The organism is Amycolatopsis sp. DSM 110486, from assembly GCF_019468465.1.
GTDB lineage: Bacteria > Actinomycetota > Actinomycetes > Mycobacteriales > Pseudonocardiaceae > Amycolatopsis.
Window position 1 is genome coordinate 7,902,429 of sequence record NZ_CP080519.1, and the last position, 15,432, is coordinate 7,917,860.

The 15,432-nt window shown below is 69.6% G+C and carries 20 protein-coding genes; 8 read left to right on the forward strand and 12 right to left on the reverse strand.

Features of this window, described 5'->3' with window-relative positions; all coding sequences use genetic code 11:
* Positions 1 to 4 precede the first annotated feature (4 nt).
* Together K1T34_RS38315 and K1T34_RS38320 are read right to left on the reverse strand one after the other, a co-directional pair.
* Positions 5 to 1,021 (reverse strand): nucleotide kinase domain-containing protein, encoded by a 1,017-nt coding sequence (locus K1T34_RS38315; protein WP_220239611.1) that lies wholly within the window; start codon positions 1,019 to 1,021, stop codon positions 5 to 7.
* Positions 1,014 to 1,664, reverse strand: coding sequence for a TetR/AcrR family transcriptional regulator (locus K1T34_RS38320; protein WP_220239612.1), 651 nt, complete (start codon positions 1,662 to 1,664; stop codon positions 1,014 to 1,016). Before K1T34_RS38320 ends, K1T34_RS38315 begins: the two co-directional genes overlap by 8 nt.
* A 95-nt stretch (positions 1,665 to 1,759) precedes the next feature.
* Between K1T34_RS38320 and K1T34_RS38325 the strand changes: the two genes are divergently transcribed.
* Positions 1,760 to 2,503 carry an ABC transporter ATP-binding protein gene (locus tag K1T34_RS38325; protein ID WP_220239613.1) on the forward strand — a complete coding sequence of 248 codons (744 nt, stop codon included), beginning with the start codon at positions 1,760 to 1,762 and terminating at the stop codon, positions 2,501 to 2,503.
* 1 nt (position 2,504) lies between these two features.
* On the opposite strand, the gene K1T34_RS38330 is transcribed toward K1T34_RS38325, so the two are convergent.
* Together K1T34_RS38330 and K1T34_RS38335 are read right to left on the reverse strand one after the other, a co-directional pair.
* Positions 2,505 to 3,215 (reverse strand): class I SAM-dependent methyltransferase, encoded by a 711-nt coding sequence (locus K1T34_RS38330; protein ID WP_220247612.1) that lies wholly within the window; start codon positions 3,213 to 3,215, stop codon positions 2,505 to 2,507.
* 41 nt (positions 3,216 to 3,256) lie between these two features.
* Complete coding sequence (locus K1T34_RS38335; RefSeq protein WP_220239614.1) at positions 3,257 to 3,739, reverse strand: MarR family winged helix-turn-helix transcriptional regulator; 483 nt, start codon at positions 3,737 to 3,739, stop codon at positions 3,257 to 3,259.
* A gap of 134 nt (positions 3,740 to 3,873) precedes the next feature.
* Here K1T34_RS38335 and K1T34_RS38340 point away from each other — a divergent pair, with 134 nt between their 5' ends.
* Positions 3,874 to 4,731 (forward strand): amidohydrolase family protein, encoded by an 858-nt coding sequence (locus tag K1T34_RS38340; RefSeq protein ID WP_304504296.1) that lies wholly within the window; start codon positions 3,874 to 3,876, stop codon positions 4,729 to 4,731.
* A gap of 60 nt (positions 4,732 to 4,791) precedes the next feature.
* Here the strand turns inward: K1T34_RS38340 and K1T34_RS38345 are convergent, their stop codons facing one another.
* A complete protein-coding gene (locus K1T34_RS38345; protein ID WP_220239615.1) occupies positions 4,792 to 5,043 on the reverse strand; it encodes a hypothetical protein in 252 nt (83 codons plus the stop codon).
* Positions 5,044 to 5,218: 175 nt separating this feature from the next.
* Entirely contained in the window at positions 5,219 to 5,506 is a 288-nt protein-coding gene (locus K1T34_RS38350) for an amphi-Trp domain-containing protein (protein ID WP_220239616.1), read from the reverse strand.
* 211 nt (positions 5,507 to 5,717) lie between these two features.
* Between K1T34_RS38350 and K1T34_RS38355 the strand changes: the two genes are divergently transcribed.
* From K1T34_RS38355 to ctaD, 3 genes are read left to right on the forward strand one after another with little or no spacing between them, the layout of a single operon-like run.
* Complete coding sequence (locus K1T34_RS38355) at positions 5,718 to 5,858, forward strand: hypothetical protein (RefSeq protein ID WP_220239617.1); 141 nt, start codon at positions 5,718 to 5,720, stop codon at positions 5,856 to 5,858.
* The gene (gene hemQ, locus K1T34_RS38360) at positions 5,855 to 6,520 is read left to right on the forward strand and encodes a hydrogen peroxide-dependent heme synthase (protein WP_220239618.1); all 666 of its coding nucleotides are present in this window, start codon (positions 5,855 to 5,857) and stop codon (positions 6,518 to 6,520) included. Before K1T34_RS38355 ends, hemQ begins: the two co-directional genes overlap by 4 nt.
* Positions 6,517 to 8,232: a cytochrome c oxidase subunit I gene (gene ctaD, locus K1T34_RS38365; RefSeq protein ID WP_255637851.1), complete on the forward strand. Its 1,716-nt coding sequence runs from the start codon at positions 6,517 to 6,519 to the stop codon at positions 8,230 to 8,232. Before hemQ ends, ctaD begins: the two co-directional genes overlap by 4 nt.
* A 140-nt stretch (positions 8,233 to 8,372) precedes the next feature.
* Here ctaD and K1T34_RS38370 read toward each other — a convergent pair whose 3' ends face one another.
* The gene (locus K1T34_RS38370; protein ID WP_220239619.1) at positions 8,373 to 8,945 is read right to left on the reverse strand and encodes a TetR/AcrR family transcriptional regulator; all 573 of its coding nucleotides are present in this window, start codon (positions 8,943 to 8,945) and stop codon (positions 8,373 to 8,375) included.
* A 78-nt stretch (positions 8,946 to 9,023) separates the two neighbouring features.
* Here K1T34_RS38370 and K1T34_RS53750 point away from each other — a divergent pair, with 78 nt between their 5' ends.
* The gene (locus K1T34_RS53750) at positions 9,024 to 9,383 is read left to right on the forward strand and encodes a cytochrome P450 (protein WP_255637853.1); all 360 of its coding nucleotides are present in this window, start codon (positions 9,024 to 9,026) and stop codon (positions 9,381 to 9,383) included.
* On the forward strand, positions 9,362 to 10,408 hold the full coding sequence (locus K1T34_RS38375; protein WP_255637854.1) for a cytochrome P450: 1,047 nt from the start codon (positions 9,362 to 9,364) through the stop codon (positions 10,406 to 10,408). Before K1T34_RS53750 ends, K1T34_RS38375 begins: the two co-directional genes overlap by 22 nt.
* 260 nt (positions 10,409 to 10,668) lie before the next feature.
* Here K1T34_RS38375 and K1T34_RS38380 read toward each other — a convergent pair whose 3' ends face one another.
* Positions 10,669 to 11,061, reverse strand: coding sequence for a hypothetical protein (locus K1T34_RS38380; protein WP_220239620.1), 393 nt, complete (start codon positions 11,059 to 11,061; stop codon positions 10,669 to 10,671).
* Between the two features lie 245 nt (positions 11,062 to 11,306).
* Here K1T34_RS38380 and K1T34_RS38385 point away from each other — a divergent pair, with 245 nt between their 5' ends.
* Positions 11,307 to 12,377, forward strand: a complete 1,071-nt coding sequence (locus tag K1T34_RS38385) for a sodium:calcium antiporter (protein ID WP_220239621.1) — start codon at positions 11,307 to 11,309, stop codon at positions 12,375 to 12,377.
* 3 nt (positions 12,378 to 12,380) lie between these two features.
* Here K1T34_RS38385 and pqqE read toward each other — a convergent pair whose 3' ends face one another.
* Genes pqqE through pqqB form a run of 4 tightly spaced genes read right to left on the reverse strand, consistent with a single transcriptional unit; the run spans position 12,381 to position 15,428 of the window.
* Positions 12,381 to 13,475: a pyrroloquinoline quinone biosynthesis protein PqqE gene (gene pqqE / locus K1T34_RS38390; protein ID WP_220239622.1), complete on the reverse strand. Its 1,095-nt coding sequence runs from the start codon at positions 13,473 to 13,475 to the stop codon at positions 12,381 to 12,383.
* Entirely contained in the window at positions 13,468 to 13,761 is a 294-nt protein-coding gene (pqqD, locus tag K1T34_RS38395) for a pyrroloquinoline quinone biosynthesis peptide chaperone PqqD (RefSeq protein ID WP_220239623.1), read from the reverse strand. The genes pqqE and pqqD overlap by 8 nt, the downstream gene beginning before the upstream one ends.
* A 5-nt stretch (positions 13,762 to 13,766) precedes the next feature.
* Positions 13,767 to 14,471 carry a pyrroloquinoline-quinone synthase PqqC gene (pqqC, locus tag K1T34_RS38400; protein WP_220239624.1) on the reverse strand — a complete coding sequence of 235 codons (705 nt, stop codon included), beginning with the start codon at positions 14,469 to 14,471 and terminating at the stop codon, positions 13,767 to 13,769.
* Between the two features lie 3 nt (positions 14,472 to 14,474).
* A complete protein-coding gene (gene pqqB / locus K1T34_RS38405) occupies positions 14,475 to 15,428 on the reverse strand; it encodes a pyrroloquinoline quinone biosynthesis protein PqqB (RefSeq protein WP_255637856.1) in 954 nt (317 codons plus the stop codon).
* Between the last annotated feature and the right edge of the window lie 4 nt (positions 15,429 to 15,432).

Sequence of the window (15,432 nt, forward strand, 5' to 3'; positions counted from 1 at the left end):
CAATCTATCTCGGGACGACCGTGGCGGAAGCTTGCGCCCGTACGGCCGCAGTGATGCCCCACTTCGGGGGAAACCACGGCGCCGGCATCGGTTCACAGCTTCGGCGGTACTGCTGCTTGATCCGGGTTCGCCCGGAGATGCCGGCGATGTCCGGGTGCGCGACGCGGGCATATTTGTCGACTTCGCAGAACAGGTTCTGGCAGTCGATGAGGTGCAGGCGGCGTCCACCCAGGGAGGGGAAGCGCAGTCCGAGCCGGGTGAAATGGGCTTCCTGCGTGTCGGTCATGTACGCGATCACCGCGTCTTCGATACCGCGGGCGCCGGGGCCGAAGCATTTCCTGATGCCGTCGCGCGCGCCCGGGCCGGCGACGACGAAGTCGTTCTCGGAGAAGTCCAGCACGCACGTGTAATTGAGGTCGATGGCGAACTGGAAGGCCAGAAAATCCCCCAGGCCCGGATAGGCGCGCAGCAACGCGAACACTCGCGCCAGGCCGTGGGCGTCCTGGAGCTTCTCGGCCAGGCCGTCGCGGATCATGGTCTCGGCGAGCAGCAGGTGGTCGTGGTGCTTGCGGGTCCCGCCCAGCCGGGGCGGCGGGATGATGTAGGCGGGGGAGTAGAGCGTGCGCCCGGCGTGCCAGGCCGCGTCGAGGACCGCGCGCGCCGCCGCCGGCCGCCACGACGCCCACGTGACCGGTCCGAGCTCGGCCTCCAGAAGCCGCCAGGTGTCGATCTTGTTGAAGAATTTGAACAGCACCATCCGGAAGACCACGTCGCGCGCCTCTTGCGGGCCCTGATAGCCCACGTCGTGGATGGCGAACTGGCTCACCCGGTCCGCCGCGCGGTAGCAGTTCGTGAACCGGTGGGCGGCGAGGATCGGATCACTCGCCGCGCGCTCGCTGTTCCGCAACCGCGCGAAGTAGACCTCCTGGCGGGCGGCGGCAAACCGCCAATACGTGTCGAAAACCGGGCCGGGTCGCAGTCGCCGGCCCGAGACGGTGATGTCCGCAATGGACTCACTCACCGCGGCCGGGCTCCGGATTTCCCGGCGACGTCAGGTAAGCCAATGCGATCTCGGCCGTCTCCGTCGCCCACGTGCGCCAGGTCAAGTCGTCCGGCCAGAAGCGGCCGGAGGCGGCGCGGTGGACGCACGAGCCGATGATCGTCCGCGCGGCCATCCGGAGGGCGAGTGCGCGGTCCGGGCGGCGGATCTCGGCAAGGCAGGGTTCGGCGGCGTCGACGAACGTCCGCTGGATCGCGGCCAGCGCCTCGAGGCCGCGGTCGCGGCCCTCGGTGCGCTGAGCGTCGAGGAGCTCGGGAAAGACGCGGCCGTGGCGGGTGAACGTCTGCGCCAGGGCCTCGGTGAAGGCGGTGACGGTCCCGCGAAGCTCGGGCGCCGGCGAGCGGAGCGCGTCGCCGACGGTGGTCTCCAGGCGGCCGAGCAGCTCGTCCTTCACCGCGTAGAGCAGCTGGTCCTTGCCCGAGAACCGGCGGTAGATCGCCCCCACCGACAGCCCCGCCCGGTCGGCGACCGCGCCGACGGTGAACTCCTCGATGCCCCCGTCGGCGAGCACGTGCTCGGCCGCGGCCAGCACCTTCTGCAGGGACTCCCGGCTGCGAGCTTGCTGGGGCGGGCGGAAGCCCTGCTCGACGGATCGCTGACTCACCGGCCGCACGTTACCTCGCACCCCGGGGCGCGCGGTCGGCGCCCGAATGCGAATGATAACTTCCATTCTCATTCGAGACGAGGAGGAGCGGCGGCATGGTGAGCATCGAGGTGACGGGTGCCTCCGTCGACTTCCCGATCTTCGACGCCAAGACGCGCTCGCTGAAGAAGCAGGTGCTCGGCAAGGTCGGCGGCAAGATCGGTACCGGCGCGAAGGTCCCGGTCATCGAGGCGCTGCGGGACATCACGCTGTCCCTGCGCGACGGCGATCGCGTCGGCCTGGTCGGGCACAACGGCGCCGGCAAGTCCACGCTGCTGCGGTTGCTGTCGGGCATCTACGAGCCGACCCGCGGCAGCGCGCGCGTCGTCGGCCGGATCGCGCCGGTGTTCGACCTCGGCGTGGGCCTGGACCCCGAGGTCTCCGGCCGCGAGAACATCCTGATCCGCGGGCTGTTCCTCGGCATGAGCCGCAGGCAGATGGAGCGCCGGCTAGACGACATCGCGGAGTTCACCGAGCTCGGCGACTACCTCCACCTGCCGCTGCGCACCTACTCCGCCGGCATGCGCGTCCGGCTCGCGCTCGGCGTGGTGACCGCCATCGACCCCGAGATCCTCATCCTCGACGAGGGCCTCGGCGCGATCGACGCGGCGTTCCTGGCCAAAGCCCGCGGCCGCTTGGTCGACCTCGCCCGCCGATCCGGCGCGCTGGTGTTCGCCTCCCACGCCGACGACCTGCTGCGCGAACTGTGCACCACGGCCCTCTGGCTGGACGAGGGCCGCGTCCGCGCGCACGGCTCGCTGGACGAGGTCCTTGCCGAGTACAAGGCACCCGGCTCGTGAGTCAGCCGGCCTCGAGGACGAAGAACAGGAAGCACAAGAACGCGTGCTTGTCCCCGAACTCCTCGGGGAACCGCTCGCGCGCGCCCGGCGCCGGGTACGGCTCACTGATCACGGTCGTCCGGAAGCCGGCCGCGGTGAAGGCGTCGGTCATCGCGTGCAGGGGCCGGTGCCAGTACGTGAGCGTGGCCTTCTGGCCGGCGAAGTCGTACTCCTCCGACCACCGGGTGATCGCGAAGTAGCTCGACTCGGGGCGGACCAGCTTGAGAATGATCGGGTGGTTGACGGCCAGGATCAGGCGGCCGCCGGGTTTCAGCACGCGCCGCAGCTCGGCCAGGGGAGCGGACCAGTCCTCCAGATAGTGCAGCACCAAGGCCACGATCACGTCGTCGAACTCCGCGTCCGGATACGGCAGCGGCTTGCTCAGGTCGGCGACCCGCAGGTCCGCGTCGGCGCCGAGCCGGTGCCGGGCGAGCTCGATCATCTTGACGCTGGCGTCGAAGCCGGTCACGTCGGCGCCGCGATCGCGCAGCGCGGCGAGCACGGGACCGGACCCGCAGCCCGCGTCGAGGATCCGCCGGCCGGCCACGTCCCCGGCCAGGTCCAGGATCGCCGGCCGCGCGTAGTAGGCGTTGATGAGGCTGGTCTCGTTCTCGGCCGTGTAGGCCTCGGCGAAACTGTCGTAGTCGTTGGTGACCTCGGGAGTGGCAGGCATGCGCCCCATCCAATCCACCTTGTGGTCTTCACCCAACCGGCTCAGCGCGGCGGACCGGTCATACTCCCGCCGATGACGTCGGCCAGCCCCTGCAGCTGCGCGGTCAGTTCGCGCCGCTCGCGCGCCGAATACCGCGACAGCGCCTCGAACTGCCGGGCGCGCAGCTCGGTGCGCAGGGTCAGGAGGCGGTGCGAACCTTCGGCGGTGAGGCGGATGAGGACCTTCCGCTCGTCGTCCGGGGAGCGGTGCCGGGTGATCAGGCCCTTGGCCTCGAGCTGCTGGAGCATGCGGGTCGCGGTCGGGACGCTGACTTCGGCGCCCGCGGCGAGCCGGCTGACGGGCAGCCCGGCGGCGTTGGCGTCCTCGGCCAGGGGATCGAGCAGGGCGAGCTGGGCCAGCGACAGGCCGCCGGCGGCGCGGTTGCCGATGGCCGTGCGGGAGCGGCGCGTGGCGTAGAACAGCCGGTCGGCGGCCTGGGCCAGGGCCTCCACGTCGTCGATCACACGCTTGTCCTTCGGCGTCATGGTTATTAGCTTACTAAACAAATATACTTAGCAAGCTAACAGAGGTGAGGCCATGACCGCCCGCATCGACGTCCATCAGCACGTCGTCCCGCCGCTCTGGGCCGAGGTGCTCGCCGGGCGCGGTCTCGACTCCGGTGGCTGGGCCGATCCCCGGCTGGAGCGCCGGCGACGCCGTCGCGATGATGGATCGCCAGGGCATCGCCACGGGCGTCCTGTCCGTCACGGCGCCCGGCACGCACTTCGGTGACGACGCCGAGGCACGCACCCTGGCGCGGGCGGTGAACGAGTACTGCGCTGAGCTCGTCAAGGATCGCCCGGACCGCTTCGGGCACTTCGCCAGCATCCCGTTGCCAGACGTCGGCGGGGCCGTCGCGGAAGCCGTGCACGCCTTGGACACCCTGCGCGCCGGCGGCGTCGCGCTGATGTCCAATGTGGATGGTCGCTACCTCGGCGACCCCGATTTCGCGCCGCTGTGGGCGGAATTGGACCGGCGGCGAGCCGTCGTGTTCGTCCACCCGGCGCAGCCGCCGATGCCGCTGCCGGCCGGCACGCCGGCGCCGTTGGCGGACTATGTCTTCGACACCACGCGAGCCGCGCTCAACCTGGTGCTCACGGGCATGCTCGGCCGATTCCCGAACGTCCGCGTGATCCTCTCGCACGGCGGCGGGTTCCTGCCGTACGCCGCCTACCGGTTCTCCGGGCTGACGTCGACCGTCGTGGACACCACACGCGACGCCGACGACGTGATCCGTGAACTCAAGCGGTTCTACTTCGACACGGCCCTCTCGGCCAGTCCCAGCGCGCTGCCGGCGCTGCTGGAGTTCGCCGAACCGGGGCACGTCCTTTATGGCAGCGACTGGCCGTTCGCTCCTGAACGGGCCGGCTCCTACTACAACCGGTACCTGGAGCAGTACCCGCGTTTCGCCGAAGGCGAGGCCGCCGCGATCGACCGCGGCAACGCGGAGGTGCTCTTCCCGCGCCTGGCGGGCTGATCCGGCGAGACGACGGAGGCGGGTCCGCCGGTCAGCTGAAGGGCAACGGTGACCGTCAGGTCATCGCGCCGCGGTAAGGGTGGTCACCTCGAGCCACTTCCGGCGGTCGAGCAGGAGGTCGATGTCGGCCCAGACGGTCCGCTCGACCTCGGGGCGGCTCGAGGGCGGAGTGCGCTCGATTTCCTGGTACAGCAAGGTGATGTGCTGGTCCACCGCGGACAGATCCGGGCACAGGTACGACGTGCCGGTATGCCCGGTCACCGTGGTGAGGTCCTCGGGCTCGGAGCGCCCGGACCGCTCGTTCGATTTCATGAAGCCAAGCGTCGCAGCGGCGCCGCCCGCGCACATTGCCGCCAGCGGCCGTTGCGGGCCCGGTGCTGCCGGGAATACGTCGATACCAGCCAGCCGGTAGCGTCCGTACCGGCTGGCCGGTATCGACCCGGTACGGCTGCCCGGCACCGATACCGGTGTCGGCCGGCCGCGGGAGTCATTTCGCGGCCGCGGCGGATCGCCGGCCGGTCCGCCTGGTGGCCACCGCACGGGCGGGTTTCCCGGTCGCCCACTTCAGCTCCACTTCCAGCTCCACCTCGCTGCCGTCGATTTCGATCTCGACCTCGATCTCCACCTCGTCGGGCACGTGGACCTTCACGGTGCTGGCCCCGAGCGCGAGCTCCACCTTGCCGCCTTCCGCCAGTGCGGCGGCGAGCGCGGCGAGCCGCTGGGCGGCGTCCTCGCGCGACAGCTTCTCCTTGCGCTTGACCTCGACGTCGGACATGGCTGACTCCTTCGCTCGCTGCCGTTGCCGCGAACAGCACCAGCCGCCCGGCGCCGGCGCATCACCTGCCACGCATGAAGGCGTACCGGGGTCGCCCGCTCACGCTCGGTGGCGAAAAAGGGTCGTGAGGTATGTCTCGCCCCGTTGATTAGTGTGCTAATTATCAGCGTACTATCCATCCGGGCGGTCAGGCGTGCGTAAAGGAGTGGTGATGGACGAGTTCATGCCAGAGCCGAGCCGCGAGGTGGCCGGGCCGCCCGGCGTCGGGCCGCGGCCGTTCGCCTTGGCGCTGGTGGTGGTGTGCGCGCTGGTCTTCGTGCTGACGGTCGCGTTCACCGTCCTGCCGCGATGAACGCCCGCGAACCCCAGCAGGCCTACACGATGTGGTCGGTCTTCGCGGCCGGGCCGGCGGCGTCGGGGTGTGACCAGGCGGCCGTCTCGCAGGAGGTGGAGCAGGCGCTGGCCGGCGATGCCACGGTCCGCGGCGTCTACCTGCTGTCCGGGATGCGCGCGGACGCCGACTGGATGATCTGGTGGCACGCGGCTTCCCCTGAGGCGCTGCAGGAGGCCTACCTCGCGTTGCGCAGGACCACGTGGGGCGCCGCGTCCCGGCCGGTCTGGAGCTCGGCCGGGACCCACCGCGACGCGGAGTTCAACCCCGGCCACCTGCCGGCCTACTTGGAGGCGAAGGCGCCGGCGCGGTTCGCTTGCGTGTACCCGTTCGTGCGCTCGTACGAGTGGTACCTGCTGCCCGCGGCGGAACGGCGCCGGATGCTCGCCGACCACGGGGCCGCGGCCCACGACTACCCCGACGTCCTGTCGAACACCCTCGCCGCCTTCGGCCTCGGCGACTACGAGTGGATTCTCGCGCTGGAAGCGGATCGCCTGGACCGGATCGTCGATCTGATGCGCGAGTTCCGCGCGACCGAGGCCCGCATGCACGTCCGCCTCGACACGCCGTTCTTCACGGGACAACGCGTGTCGGTCCACGATCTGGTCAGGAGCCTGTCATGAGCACTGATTCGCCCGCCCGCGTGGCCCCCGTTCCCGTGGCGGTCCGCGCGCACCCGCGCCGCGACGCGCCCCGGGGTTCGCTGGTCGTCCGGTTGCTGCGCACGACGGACCACAAGCAGCTCGGCGTCATGTACCTCGTGACCTCGATGGGGTTTTTCCTCATCGGCGGCGCGATGGCGATGCTGATGCGCACGGAGCTGGCCCGCCCGGGGCTGCAGTTCCTGTCGCAGGAGCAGTACAACCAGCTCTTCACGATGCACGGCACGGTGATGCTGCTGCTCTACGCCACGCCGGTCGTGTTCGGGTTCGCCAACTTCGTGCTGCCGCTGCAGATCGGCTCGCCCGACGTCGCGTTCCCGCGGCTGAACGCCTTCTCCTACTGGCTTTTCCTCTTCGGGAGCCTGATCGTCCTTTCCGGATTCCTGACCCCCGGTGGCGCGGCCGACTTCGGCTGGTTCGCCTACACGCCGCTGTCGGACGCGATCCACTCGCCGGGGGTCGGTGCCGACCTGTGGATCTCCGGGCTGGTGGTGGGTGGCCTTGGCACCATCCTCGGCGCCGTCAACATGGTCACCACGGTGGTCTGCCTGCGCGCGCCGGGCATGACGATGTTCCGGATGCCGATCTTCACCTGGAACATCCTCATCACGAGCATCCTGATCCTGGTCGCGTTCCCGATCCTCACCTCCGCGTTGCTCGGGCTGCTGGCGGACCGGCACCTGGGTGCGCACGTGTTCGACCCGGCCAACGGCGGGGTGATCCTGTGGCAGCACCTGTTCTGGTTCTTCGGCCATCCCGAGGTGTACATCGTCGCGCTGCCGTTCTTCGGGATCGTGTCGGAGATCTTCCCGGTGTTCAGCCGGAAACCGATCTTCGGCTACCGTGGCCTGATCTTCGCGACCATCGCCATCTCGGCGCTCTCGGCCGCGGTGTGGGCGCACCACATGTATGCGACGGGCGCGGTGCTGCTGCCGTTCTTCTCCTTCATGACGTTCCTCATCGCCGTGCCCACGGGAGTGAAGTTCTTCAACTGGATCGGCACGATGTGGAAGGGCCAGCTGTCCTTCGAGACGCCGATGATCTTCTCGATGGGCTTCATCGTCACGTTCCTCTTCGGCGGCCTCACCGGCGTGATGCTGGCCGCGCCGCCGATCGACTTCCACGTGTCGGACAGCTATTTCGTGGTGGCGCACTTCCACTACGTCCTCTACGGCACGATCGTGTTCGCGACCTTCGCCGGCATCTACTTCTGGTTCCCGAAGATCACGGGCCGGATGATGGACGAGAAGCTCGGCAAGTGGCACTTCTGGACGACGTTCATCGGCTTCCACGGCACGTTCCTGGTCCAGCACTGGCTCGGCGCCGAAGGCATGCCCCGCCGCTACGCCGACTACCTGTCCACGGACGGCTTCACCGTGCTCAACACCGTGTCGACGATCAGCGCGTACCTCCTCGGCGCCTCGATGCTGCCGTTCCTGTGGAACGTGTTCAAGAGCTACCGCTACGGCGAGATCGTCACGGTCGACGACCCGTGGGGCTACGGCAACTCCCTCGAATGGGCCACGTCCTGCCCGCCGCCGCGGCACAACTTCACCGAGCTGCCCCGGATCCGGTCCGAGCGCCCGGCGTTCGAGCTGCACTACCCGCACATGATCGAGCGGATCCGCGCTGAAGGCCACATCACCCTGACCGGTCAGCAGAAGGAGGTCTGACCGTTCCGCGGGTTTCTGCCGAGGAGTCCTTCGCTGAGATCAAAGCGAAAGCGCTGGCCGACGTCGCGCGCGTGGTGCGGGGCGAACGGCCGGTCTACCCGGTGAACGAGATCATGACCACTGTGGACTGACCGCGAGCGTCACACGGTGACGTCGACCGCCGCGAAGAGTGTCCGGACGCAGATGTCGCGCAGCTCCTCGTGGGTGACCTTCGGCTGGTCGAGCCAGTCGAGGATCAGCGTGGAGACGAAGGCCAGCCAGCCGCGCACGGCCAGCCGCGTGGTCTCGGTGACCGGCCTCAGGAGGGCGAGCGCGGCCAGGATGCGTTCGGTGTTCGCGGCCATCCCGGCTTCGCGGATCTCCCTGATTTCGCGGTCGGCGTCGCCGGCGGAGCGGTGCACGATGCGGTAGCCGTCGGGGTGCGTGCGGGCGAACTCGAGGTAGACGTCCAGCCCGGCGCTCAGCTGCTCGCTGACCGGCAGCGCCGGGTCGGGCTCGCTCATCGCCAGGAGCTGGTCGCGCTGCCGGCGGACGATCTCGGCGAAGAAGTCCTTCTTCGTGGGGAAGTAGTGGTACAGCAGGCCGCGCGAGACCTGCGCGATCTCGGCGACCTCCTCGATCCACACGTTCTCGTACGGCCGGTTCGCGAACAGCCCGGCGCCGATGCCCAGGAGCTGCTCGCGCCGCTGCTGCGTGCTCAGCCGTGTCCGCATCACGCGAGCTTACTTGACACGGGTTCAGTAGCGGGGGATCGTGGCGTTATTGGATCTGGGTTCAATAGGGGAGCGAACGTGGACACCACCGGGATTCCGCACCGGCCGGGCCGACTGCCGGTGATCGGCGACTTGCTCGGGTCGAACCCGCGCACGCCGCTGCAGGACACCCTGCGCGTCGGGCAGCAGGTCGGGCCCATATTCACGCGCAAGATCTTCGGCTTCGAGATCGTCTTCGCCGGCGGCGTCGACGTGGTCACACAGCTCAACGACGAGACGAAGTTCGGCAAGCACGTCGGCCTCGGCATCGAGAACCTGCGCGCGGTGGCGGGCGACGGGCTGTTCACCGCCCACACGCACGAACCGAACTGGCGGCTGGCCACGACATCCTGCAGCCGGCGTTCTCCGCCGAGGCCATGCGCCGCTACCACCCGGTGATGCTGGAGGTCGCGCACGAGCTCACGCACGCGTGGGACCGCGCGAGCGGCCCGGTCGACGTCGCCGCCGACATGACCCGTCTGACCTTGGAGACGATCGGGCGCGCCGGCTTCGGTTACCGGTTCGGCTCGTTCGAGCGCGCCGAGCCGCACCCGTTCGTCACGGCGATGATCCGCGCGCTGAGGTTCGCACAGCTGCAGAACGTGAAGCTCCCGTTCGTGCGACGCGCGTTCGCCGGGTCGCCCGCGCAGAACCAGGCCGACATCGCGACGATGAACAACCTCGTCGACGAGGTCATCGAGGCCCGGCGCCGCGAAGGTGGCGAGAGCCGCGACCTGCTCGGCCTCATGCTCACCGAAGGCCACCCGATGACGGGCGAGCGCCTCGACCCGGTGAACATCCGCAACCAGGCCATCACGTTCGTCGTCGCGGGCCACGAGACGACCTCCGGCGCGCTGTCGTTCGCGCTGTACTACTTCACGCGCAACCCCGACGTGCTGGCGAAGGCGCGCGCCGAGGTCGACGCGGTGTGGGGCGATCGAGAGCCGGGGTTCAGCGACGTCGCGAAGCTGCGTTACGTGCGCCGCGTGCTCGACGAGGCCATGCGGCTGTGGCCGACCGCTCCCGGCTACTCACGCGAGGCCCGCGAAGACGTGCTGCTCGGCGGGAAGTACCGGATGCGCAAGGGCGACTGGGTGATCGTGCCCCTGCCGCTGGTCCACCGCGACCCGGCGGTGTGGGGACCGGACCCGGAGAAGTTCGACCCGGACCGCTTCGAGCCGGCCGCGGTGAAGAAACGCCCGGCGCAGGCCTACAAACCCTTCGGCACGGGGGAACGCGCGTGCATCGGCCGGCAGTTCGCGCTGCACGAGGCGGTGCTCGCGTTGGGAATGGTGTTGCAGCGCTACGACTTCGAGGCTGATCCGGCGTACGAGCTGAAGATCGCCGAGTCGTTGACGCTCAAGCCGAGCGGCTTCACGGTTCGCCCACGGGCCCGAGCGCGTGCGGCGGTTCAGACGAGCTAGCCGACCATATCGGGGAAGTTCTCCGTGTAGCCGAGCAGCAGCAGGCGGCGCTCGGGCAGCAGTCCGGCCAGCTCGTCCCACGCGGCCACGCCGGGCGCGCCGTAGAGGTGCGTCAGATCGGCGACGACCGCCCGTGCCTCCTCGGTCGACGGGGCGGAGGCCCGTAGCCGTTCGGGATCCCCGCGATGACCAGGTCGTCGCGGCCCACCGGCCCCGCTGCACGAGCACGACGTCGTCCAGGAACCCGTCCGGCTTCCGGTTCACCGCGACCGAGCGCCGCGACGTCGACCTTGCCGCCCACGCGCTGCCCCGGCAGTTGCTCCCACTCCACCCTCGACCCGGGATCCTCGAGGGCGGCGGCGACGTGCGCCACCCGCGCGTCGTCCACCTTCCGCCGCACGGCAGGGGTCCTCGTCGTCGGTGCCGTCGTCGAACCAGAGCCGATCGTCTTCCGTCGCGTGCACGCTCGTGTGCAAGCACTGGTCGACATCGTCGAGCGTGCACAGCATCCGCGCGGTCGGGTCTTCGCGGCGCAACTGCCCGAGCGCGGCGAGCACCTCGGCGAGCCCGCCGACCTCGTCCAGCCGGGCCACGGTGTTCGTGTCCACCCGCCCCCGAACCTCCTGGGCCGCGTCGTAGCGCGTCACTCGCATGGGCCGCATCCTGCCACCCGCGAACGCTTGTCCTGGCGGCACCGCCGACAATGCGCGCTGCCACAGGGGAAACCGGCGAATTCCACCGCCGAACGGGCAAATTGTTCGCCACAATTTCACGTGGGTGAGTCAGCGTAGCCGAATCGACGGCGACCTGCGACGATCGGATGCCTGGGGCAGTGGCCGGCTGTCGGTCGACCCGAGCACTGACCTTTTCGGCCCCTTCGGAAAGGACTGCCGGTACTATGTCGATACTCATTTTCGTCGCCGGTGCGGCGTTGCTGATCTACAGCGCGGAGAAGCTGATCACCTACGTCGTCGGTGCGGCGGCCGGCCTGCGCGTCTCCGTGTTCTTGCTCGCGATCGTCTTCACCGGAATCGAATTCGACGACGTCGCGCTCGGAGTGGCGCTGAACGTCGAAGATCTCGGTGACGTCGCTCTCGGGACCGTATTCGGCACGGCGATCTCGATGATCGGAATAGTGCTGGCCCTCGCCGCGATCGTTTCGCCGACGAAGGTGAACATTCCGCGCCCGTACCTCGCGTTGTTCGCCGCCGCGCCGCTCGTGCTGATTCCCTTCATCGTCTTCGCGCCTCTCACCCCGATCTACGGCGTGGTGCTCGTGCTGCTGTTCGTGCTCTTCATCGGGTACGTGGCCACCCGGGAGCTCAAGCGGAGCACGCCGGTCTTCCGCAATGCGGAGATCCTCGAGAAGCTGGAGGTCGGGGCGGGCTCCACTGGAAGCACAACCGCAAGCACCTCGACGCAAGACCCCGTCGACGTGCCCACCGACAAGCCCCCGTTCGTCGTGACGATGCCCTTCAACAAAGAGCGCCCGATCCCCGGCTGGGTCGCGATCGCACTGGCCGTGCTCGCGCTGGTGGGCCTCGTCGCCGGCGCCGCCATCACCAGCTACGGCACCAAGGGCATCCTGGAGGACTACCACATCCAGGGTGCCCTCTTCGGTGCGACGATCGCCACGCTCGTGCTCACCCTCGAGGACATTTTCCTGACCGTCGAACCGACCCGCAAAGGCGCGCCCGAGCTCGGTGTCGGGAACGTCATCGGCAGCGTGGTCTTCGGCGTGACCGCGAAGCTCGGCATTGTCCTGCTCGCCGGCGGCAGCATCGACGTCGACGAGAACGTGCTCTCCTGGCACCTCCCGGTCCTCGTCGGCATGACCGCGCTCGCGGCGTACTTCCTCTACACTCGCCGGCTCAAGCGCTGGCACGGGTTCGTGCTGCTCGCGCTCTACATCGCCTACTGGGCCGTCAGCTTCGCCGTGTTCGGCGGAGCACCGATCGAAACGGATTGAGCGTCACACGCTGGAATGCCCGGCGCGGTGCGGACGGGGGATCAACGGAAGATCGGTCCGCGAATCGGCGTTCGCGGTCTCGACCACCCGGGCCACGAGATGGTGGTCGGGCGAGAGGTGGCAGACCGGGTCGGTGCGTGCCGCGTCGCCCGTGAGCTGGAATGCCTGGCAGCGGCACCCGCCGAAGTCGAGCTCCCGCCGATCGCAGCTGCGGCAGGGATCCGGCATCCAGTCCGTCCCCCGGAACGCGGTCATCACCGGGGCCTCGGCCCAGATCCGCTCCAACGGGTCCTCCCGCACGTTCGCCCGCGGCAACGGCAGGGACTGGGCGGCCGGGCACGGCAGGACGTCGCCGTTCGGTGTCACGGTCAGCTGCCGGGACGCCCATCCGCCCATGCACGGCTTCGGGTAGCGGCTGTAGTAGTCGGGCAGGACGTAGATGACGTCCATGCGGTCCCGCAGCCGCTCGCGGGCGGCCCGCACGACGAGCTCGGCCGCGTCGAGCTGGTCCCGGGTCGGCAGCAGTGCGGCCCGGTTGCGCAACGCCCAGCCGTAGTACTGGGTGTTGGCCAGCTCCACCCGATCGGCGCCCACCTGCTCGGCCAGCCCGAGCACGTCGGCGACGCGGTCGATGTTCTGCCGGTGCAGCACCACGTTCACGGTGAGCGGCCACCCCAGCTCCTTGACCACGCCCATTGCCTCGATCTTGCGCCCGAAGGACGGGGTCCCGGCGATGCGGTCGGACACCGCGGGTTCATCGGCCTGGACGCTGATCTGCACGTGGTCCAGACCGGCTGCCCGCAGCTGCTCCGCTCTCGGCCGCGAGAGCCCGAGGGCGCTGGTCACGAGGTTGGTGTAGAGGCCGAGCTCGTGGGCTTCCGCCACGATCTCCACCAGGTCGCGTCGCAGCAGCGGTTCCCCGCCGGACAGGTGGCACTGCAGAACCCCGAGGTCCCGTGCTTCGAGCAGCACCCGCCGCCACTCGTCGGTGGTCAGCTCGTCGGTGTAGTCGGCCAGGTTCAGTGGGTTGGAGCAGTACGAGCAGGCCAGCGGGCAGCGGTAGGTCAGCTCGGCCAGCAGTCCGAAGGGGTTATCCATCGGCCGGCTCCACACAGCGCCGGGCGACGAGCCGGGTCAGGAACCGCTGCACCTCGTCCTCGGGGACGTTCTCGTACCGCTCACCCAGCTCGGCCACGATCTCGGCCACGGTGCGCTGCCCGTCGCACAGCTCGAGGATGGCCGCGCCGCTGCGGTTCAGCACCACCACGGTCTCGGGCAGCTGCAGGACGTGCTGCCGGCGGGCGGGGTTGAACGCCAACCGGACGTGGCGCGCCAGTCGTGGTCGGTCCGATGTGGACACTTCGCTGCGGGTCGTCGAGTCCATGGGGCTCACTCCGGGTAGGTTCGATCGATCGCGTCCATCAGGCTCCACAGGACATCGCACTTGAACGACAGCGCGTCGACGGCGCGGGCCTGGGACTCGGCGGACCGGCAGTGTGCGGTGACCACTTCGAGGGCGTGCTCGCAGTCGCGCGGAGCCTGCTCGAGGCGGGCGCGGAAGTAGGCGAGGCCCTCGGGGTCGATCCACGGGTACCACCGCTCGAACGCGGCCAGCCGCTCCGCCATCAGGTCGGGGGCGAACAGCTCGGTCAGCGACGACGCGACCGCCTCCACCCACGGGCGGGTCCGGGTGAAGTTCACGTAGGCGTCGACCGCGAACCGCACCCCCGGGACCAGGTGCCGGTGGTCCAGGACTTCCTCGCGGGTGAGGCCGGCGGCCTCGCCGAGGCGCAGCCACGCCTCGATGCCGCCCTCCCCGGGGTGGCGGCCGTCGTGGTCGACGATCCGGCGGATCCACCGGCGGCGGACTTCCAGGTCGGGACAGCCGGAGAGGATCGCCGCGTCTTTGCGGGGGATGTTCTCCTGGTAGTAGAACCGGTTGGCCACCCAGCCCCGGATCTGTCCGCGGCTCAGCCGGCCGGCGTTCATGCGGACGTGGAACGGGTGCTGGTCGTGGTACCGGCGTGAGTGGGCCCGCAACGTCTCGACGAACTCGTCGGTCGTCGCGGCGGTGGTCCCGGTTGTCGTTGTCATGCTTTACACCTCGACCTCGAGTCCGTCCACGGCCACCTCCATGCCGGCGGCCTCCACGAGGTGCCGCTCGGCCGTGTCTTCCAGCAGGATGGGATTGGTGTTGTTCATGTGCACGAAGATCACCCGCCCGACGTTCAGCGACGGGAGCCGGGCCAGCGTGCCGTCCGGGCCGTCGAGGGGCAGGTGGCCCATCTCGCGCGACGTCTTGCCGGCCAGGCCGAGCCGTACCAGTTCGTCGTCACGCCAGCAGGTTCCGTCGATCAGCAGGCATTCGCAGCCCGCGATCTCCGCACACAGCTCCGGCGTCAGCGCCTGCATCCCCGGCAGGTAGACCAGACGTCCTCCGCTGCGGTCGTCGGTCAGCCGGTAGCCCACCACACGACCGTGGTCCGCCCCGGGTCCGAACCGGTCCCGCTTGGTGGTGGGCACGTCGAACGCGCGGCACGACAGCCCGTCGGCCAGCGGCACGTCGGCCCCGGGGACCACCGCCCGCCATTCGACCGGGCAGTAGAGCTCGAGCGTGCGGAGCACCCCCGAGCCGTCGCGCAACGTCTTGTGCACCGCAGGCGTGGCGTGCAGCCGCAGACCGCGGGCCTCGCGCAGCAACAGCAAGCCGAGGGTGTGGTCCAGTTCGGCATCGGTGAGCAGCACCGCTTCCAGCGGCGACGCGCGATCACCGTCGTGTGGCCGCAGCCCTGGGAACGCCTCGATCTGGGTGCGGACGTCGGGGGAGGCGTTGATCAGGAACCAGGATCGGCCCTCGGCGCTCACCGCGACCGAGGACTGGGTGCGCGCGTGCCCGGTCCCGGACCGGACGGCGGTGCAGACCGGGCAGCCGCAGTTCCACTGCGGGGAGCCGCCTCCCGCAGCCGAGCCCAGCACCCGCAGCCACATCCCGGCACTCCGTCCGTGGTCGTCCGAGCGGGCGGAGGGCGCCGGGCCGAAGCCCGGCGCCACCCAC